This window comes from Trebonia sp. (assembly GCF_049794275.1).
GTDB lineage: Bacteria > Actinomycetota > Actinomycetes > Streptosporangiales > Streptosporangiaceae > Trebonia.
On record NZ_JBARCR010000538.1, the window covers coordinates 1 to 4,732 of the forward strand.

The 4,732-nt window shown below is 67.9% G+C and carries 4 protein-coding genes and 2 pseudogenes; 4 read left to right on the forward strand and 2 right to left on the reverse strand.

Annotated features, from left to right (window positions below; all coding sequences use genetic code 11):
* The 4 genes and pseudogenes from WA805_RS14820 to WA805_RS14835 form a co-directional block, all read left to right on the forward strand.
* Positions 1-489: pseudogene (locus WA805_RS14820) on the forward strand (ABC transporter substrate-binding protein); the annotation flags it as partial.
* Between the two features lie 16 nt (positions 490-505).
* On the forward strand, positions 506-1,456 hold the full coding sequence (locus WA805_RS14825) for a carbohydrate ABC transporter permease (protein WP_422281646.1): 951 nt from the start codon (positions 506-508) through the stop codon (positions 1,454-1,456).
* Between the two features lie 7 nt (positions 1,457-1,463).
* Entirely contained in the window at positions 1,464-2,297 is an 834-nt protein-coding gene (locus tag WA805_RS14830) for a carbohydrate ABC transporter permease (protein WP_422281648.1), read from the forward strand.
* Positions 2,298-2,331: 34 nt separating this feature from the next.
* A complete protein-coding gene (locus WA805_RS14835; RefSeq protein WP_425242608.1) occupies positions 2,332-3,633 on the forward strand; it encodes an ABC transporter ATP-binding protein in 1,302 nt (433 codons plus the stop codon).
* On the opposite strand, the gene WA805_RS14840 is transcribed toward WA805_RS14835, so the two are convergent.
* Complete coding sequence (locus WA805_RS14840; protein WP_422285522.1) at positions 3,626-4,468, reverse strand: chromosome partitioning protein ParB; 843 nt, start codon at positions 4,466-4,468, stop codon at positions 3,626-3,628. The genes WA805_RS14835 and WA805_RS14840 overlap by 8 nt on opposite strands.
* A pseudogene (locus WA805_RS14845) lies at positions 4,458-4,732 on the reverse strand (hypothetical protein); the annotation flags it as partial. The gene WA805_RS14840 and the pseudogene WA805_RS14845, both read right to left, overlap by 11 nt.

Here is a 4,732-nt window from a genome sequence, read left to right on the forward strand (position 1 = left end):
GCCGCCTTCGAGCTGAACTACCCGTTCGTCTATCCGGGGATGAAATCCGACAACCCCAAGCTCTTCAAGGTCTTCAAGTGGGCGCCCTACCCCCAGGTCATCCCCGGCGTCCCGGCCAAGGTGACCATCGGCGGCATCGACCTCGCGGTCAGCGCGTACTCCACGCACAAAAACCTCGCCTTCCAGGCCGCCCTATGCCTGCGCGACGCGCAGAACCAGCTCATCGGGGCCACGGTCGGCGGCGTGCCGCCCACGATCGCCAGCCTGTACACCAACCCGAAGCTGTTCCCCGACTACCCGATGCACGCTGCAATCCTGGCCTCGCTCGCGAACGCGAGCGTGCGCCCGCAGACCCCGTTCTACCAGGTGGTGTCCATCGACATCTCGCACCTGATCTCGCCGCCCTCGGGCATCAGCCCGACCGGCACGGAGCAGTCGTTGGTCGGCCAGATCAACAACGCCCTAGCGTCCAAGGGACTGGTCCCGTGACCCGAAGGAGGGGCCGATGAGTACCACCACGCCGGCGGTAACGACCAAGCCCACGCCCGCCCACGCGGCGAAGAAGGGCAAACCGGAGCTGTCGGAGGGCGCGCGCGCCGAGCGCAGGCTCGGCTTCATGCTCATCGCGCCGGCGGTCATCGTGATGCTCGCGGTCGCCGCCTACCCGATCGTCTACGCGGTGTACCTGTCCCTGCAGCGGTACAACCTCGCGGCGCCGCAGAACAAGGCGTTCATCGGGTTCGCCAACTACGCCGCGGTGCTCAGCTCGCAGTACTGGTGGCAGGCGCTGTGGGTGACCCTGATCATCACGGTTTTCTCGGTGGCCATCACGCTGGTGCTCGGCATGCTGCTCGCCATGGTGCTGCACCGGACGCTGTTCGGCCGGGGCACGGTCCGCACCACCTCGCTGATCCCGTACGGGATCGTGACGGTGGCCGCGGCCTACAGCTGGCAGTACGCGTGGACGCCCAGCCAGGGCTACCTGTCCGCCGCGTTCAACAACAGCGCGCCGCTGACGAACCAGGTCCAGGCCATCATCGTTATCATCATCGCGGAGATCTGGAAGACCACGCCGTTCATGGGCCTGCTGCTGCTCGCCGGGCTCTCGCTGATACCCGACGACCTGCAGAATGCCGCGAGGGTGGACGGCGCGACCGGCTGGCAGCGCTTCGTCAGGATCACGCTGCCGCTGATGAAGCCCGCGATCCTGGTCGCGCTGCTCTTCCGGACGCTGGACTCCTTCCGGATCTTCGACACCATCTTCATCCTGACCTCCGGCAACAACGGCACCGGCTCGGTGTCGATCCTCGGCTACGACAACCTGTTCAACGCGCTGAACCTGGGCATCGGGTCGACGATCTCGATCCTCATCTTCATCTGCGTGGCGATCATCGCGATCATCTACATCCTGGGCTTCGGCACCGCGGCCCCCGGCTCGGACATCGGAAAGAGGTGATCCGCTGATGGCCGTAATCACGCCGCAGCGGCGGGTCGGCTGGCTGTCGGCGAACTTCGTCGTCATCGCGCTAGCGCTGATCCCGGTGCTCTGGCTGCTCTCGCTGTCGCTCAAGACGCCCACGGCGGTCCTCGACCCGTCGTTCATCCCCTCGCAGTGGACGTGGGGGAACTACAGCGGGATCCTGACCAGCTCGCAGTTCCTGCGGCCGCTGCTGAACTCGATCGGCATCGGCCTCATCTCCACGATCGTCGCGGTGGGACTCGCCTCCATGGCCGCGTACGCCATCGCACGGCTGCAGTTCCCCGGCAAGGGCGTGCTCATCGGGATGGCGCTGCTGATCGCCATGTTCCCGCTGATCGCGCTGGTGACCCCGTTGTTCACCATCGAGCGCGCGCTCGGGCTGTTCAACACCTGGCCGGGCCTGATCATCCCGTACATAGCGTTCGGGCTGCCGTTGGGGATATACATCCTGTCGGCGTTCTTCCGCGAGATCCCGTGGGAACTGGAGAAGGCCGCCAAGGTGGACGGCGCTACCCCGTTCCAGGCGTTCATCAGGGTCATCGCCCCGCTCGCCGCGCCCGGCATGGTGACCACCGCCATCCTGGTCTTCCTGGCCTGCTGGAACGACTTCATCCTGGCGATCTCGTTCACCTCGACGATCGCCTCGCGCACCGCGCCGGCCGCCATGGAGTACTTCAGCGGCGGGTCGGTGTTCACGGTCCCGACCGGCCCGATCTCCGCCGCCGCGGTGGTCATCACGATCCCGATCATCATCTTTGTGCTGTTCTTCCAGCGCCGGATCGTCGCCGGGCTGACGTCCGGCGCCGTCAAGGGCTAGCGGTCAGCGGAGAAAGCGGAGAAAGGACAGACAAGTGGCAGAAATCGTGCTCGAACACATCACCAAGCGCTTTCCCGACGGGTCGCTGGCGGTTAACGACTTCAACCTGGACATTCGCGACGGGGAGTTCGTCATCCTGGTCGGCCCGTCGGGGTGCGGGAAGTCGACGACCCTCAACATGATCGCGGGCCTTGAGGACATCACCTCAGGCGAGCTGCTGATCGGCGGCCAGGTGGTGAACAGCAAGTCGCCGAAGGACCGCGACATCGCCATGGTCTTCCAGAGTTACGCCCTCTACCCGCACATGACCGTGCGGGAGAACATGGGGTTCGCGCTGAAGCTCGCCAAGACGCCGAAGGACGTGATCAACCAGAAGGTCGAGGAGGCGGCCAGGATCCTCGACCTGAGCCAGTACCTGGACCGCAAGCCGGCCAACCTGTCCGGCGGCCAGCGGCAGCGGGTGGCGATGGGCCGGGCGATCGTCCGCGATCCGGCCGTGTTCCTGATGGACGAGCCGCTGTCCAACCTGGACGCCAAGCTGCGCGTCCAGACGCGCACCGAGATCTCCCGGCTTCAGCGCCGCCTGGGCACGACCACCGTGTACGTGACGCACGACCAGGTCGAGGCGCTGACGCTCGGCGACCGGGTGGTGGTCATGCGCAGTGGGCTGCTGCAGCAGGTGGGCAGCCCCAAACAGCTTTACGACACGCCGGAGAACCTGTTCGTGGCCGGCTTCATCGGCTCGCCTGCGATGAACTTCCTGTCCGGCACGATCGAGGACAACAAGCTGCGCACCAGCCTCGGCGACTTCCCGCTGACCGACCGGCTGCGCCACGAACTCACGCAGGAGAACACCGGCCGCCAGGTGATCGTGGGCGTCCGGCCGGAGAACTTCGAGGACGCGGCGCTCGTGTCGGCGGACAACCGCCCGCACGGGATCACGTTCAAGTCCAACATCGACGTCCTCGAATCGATAGGCTCCGACGTCTTCGTCTACTTCACCCACGGCCGCGAGTCCGGGGTGAACTCCGCCGAACTCGAGGAACTCGCCGCGGATGCCGGGCGCGGGGAAACCGGCGGCGGCGGCGACACGATCGTCGCCAGGCTGGACGCCGCCAGCCGGATCCGCGAGGGCTCCGAGGCCGACCTGTGGGTGGACGGCCGTGCGCTGCACGTCTTCGACCCGGCCAGCGGGCGCAACCTGTCGCTCGGTAACGCCGAGGAGCGGACCGCCACCTCTACCGCACCCGCCGCACCCGCTGCGCCAGCGCCTGAGGAGGCAGCGCCTGAGGAGGCAGCGCCCGACACCTCGACACGGACGGACAACATCACCTGATCTTGTCGCGCAGCCGCTCGACGATCTCGTCGCTCCACTCGTGTGCCAGGATCAGCCGGTACCGTTCGGTCGCGACCCGCAGGTAGGCCTCGGCCTCCGTGCTGTCGCCGACCAGACCTGCTGACCGCATCAGGCGCACCACCGGCTGGTACTCCTCCGTGTACCAGTGCCCGGCGACCTCCGCGCGGTCGGCGAACCGGCGCCGGTCCTGCATCCAGCGGAACCCCCACGCCTCCACGGCCTCGCCGAGCTCGGCGTACGACCACGGGTCGGTCACGGTGATCTTGGCCATCGCCGGCCCGCCGAGCGGCACCCGCTCCCTGAATATCCGCTCGTAGCTCTTGAACAGCAGGTCCCGGTGCCCCCTGATGCCGCTGGGCGGCAGCTCGGTGTCCACTTCGGTCACGTACGCCTCGATCGTCTTAGCGCCGGAGGCCAGCGCTATCGACACCCGGTGGTGACCGTCCTCGACGAAGTACAGATCACCCACCCGGTACACGTCGATCGGCGGGATCGGCTCGCCGCGCCGCTGCGCCAGCGCTAGGCGCTCCCAGCGCTCCCGCACCCGCCCGCTGGTGGGGCGGAACTTCCTGTCGAAGTCCCGGGTGGAGTCGACCGTCCCGACGATGCTGTCCAGCCGGATCGTCTGCAGGCCGAGCCGTCGCTCGCCGCGGCGGCCAAGGGCCGCGAGCACCTCGTCGAGCGGCAGGATGACGTTCACGTCGTCCGGCGCGCGGCGCAGTCGCTGGACCATCCTGGCGAGCACCTGGCGGCGCCTGACCCGCAGGAAGTCGTTTTCCACGTCGGAGCGCGGGAATCCGGTGTCAGCGGGCATCGCGCTGGCCGCCGCTCGCGCGTCCCCGCCCGACGGCCCGGGCTGGCGCCGGAAGTAGCTCGGCCAGCCCGGTCCCCGGCCGGATGTCGAGCAGGTGCCAGCCGGTCACGTTAGCCACTGTAGCGCCGTGCAGCAGCCGAAGCTCGGGGTGCATCCCGTACGGGTGCACGTGCCCGTGCAGCAGCGCGGTGGGCCGCAGCGCCCTGGTCAGCCCGTGCAGCGCGTCGAACCCGCGGTGCGCCGCGTCGTCGCCGTCACCGATCC

Coding starts and splice junctions, on each gene's coding strand:
- WA805_RS14825 (WP_422281646.1), top strand. CDS start 506: ATGAGTACCACCACGCCGGCGGTAACGACCAAGCCCACGCCCGCCCAC.
- WA805_RS14830 (WP_422281648.1), top strand. CDS start 1,464: ATGGCCGTAATCACGCCGCAGCGGCGGGTCGGCTGGCTGTCGGCGAAC.
- WA805_RS14840 (WP_422285522.1), bottom strand. CDS start 4,468: ATGCCCGCTGACACCGGATTCCCGCGCTCCGACGTGGAAAACGACTTC.